Source organism: Pseudomonas bananamidigenes, assembly GCF_001679645.1.
Classification (GTDB): Bacteria; Pseudomonadota; Gammaproteobacteria; order Pseudomonadales; family Pseudomonadaceae; genus Aquipseudomonas; species Aquipseudomonas bananamidigenes.
On record NZ_LRUN01000101.1, the window covers coordinates 1 to 1,052 of the forward strand.

1 pseudogene is annotated in these 1,052 nt (G+C 64.7%); it reads left to right on the top strand.

The window, feature by feature from the left end:
- Window positions 1-1,052, top strand: a pseudogene (locus tag BBF94_RS26340) (type IV secretion protein Rhs); the annotation flags it as partial.

Genomic DNA, 1,052 nt, shown 5'->3' on the forward strand with positions numbered 1-1,052 from the left:
GAGCTGGGGCGCATCACCCGCTACGAGTATGACGACGATCTGCATTTGGTCAGCCGCCGGATCAACCCCGACGGCACGCGGTTGCAGTACCGCTACGACCATGCGCAGCTGTTGCTGACGGAGATCGAGAACGAGTCCGGCGAAAAATATCGGCTGGACTACACACCCACCGGATTGATCCGACAGGAAACCGGGTTCGATGGCCGGCGCACCGCGTATGCCTACGACCGCAACGGCCACCTGCGGGAGAAGACCGAGTTTGGTGACGACGGCTCGACCTTGGTCACCGCTTATGAGCGTGACCGTGCTGGACGCCTGCTGCGCAAGACGTTGCCCGATGGCAGCACGGTGGATTATCGCTACGACCGACTCGGTCGGCTGACCGGCGTGGACGACGGCCAGAACCACCCGCTGGCCTTCGAATATGACCTGCAGGACCGCCTGGTGCGCGAGCATCAGGGCTGGGGCACTTTGCGCTATTCCTACGACGCCTGCGGCCAGCTCACGCGGATGCGCCTGCCGGACAACAGCAAGCTCGATTACCACTACGCCAAGGGCGGCGCGCTGACCGCAATCGACCTCAACGGCGCCTTGCTCACCCGCCACGTCTACCAGAACGGTCGCGAACAGCAGCGCCAGCAGGGTCTGCTGCTCAGCGAATATGCCTACGACGAACAGGGCCGTTTGCTCTCCCACGCTGTCGGCCATCAACGCAGTGCCCTGTATCGCCGCGACTTTGCCTACAGCGCCAATGGCAACCTCGAACAGATCGCCGACACCCGCCACGGCCAGCGCAGCTACCAGTACGACGCCCTCGACCGGCTGATCCGCGTGCGCCACAGCCGCAACGACCTGCCGGAAACCTTCGCCCACGACCCGGCGGGCAACCTGCTGTTGCAGGATCGTCCCGGCCCGACCAGCATCAAGGGCAACCGCCTGCTGATGCAGGGCGACCGCTATTACGACTACGACGCCTTCGGCAACCTGATCCGCGAACGCCGGGGCCGCGCCCAACAGCTCGTCACTGCATACCGCTACGACAGCCAGCACCG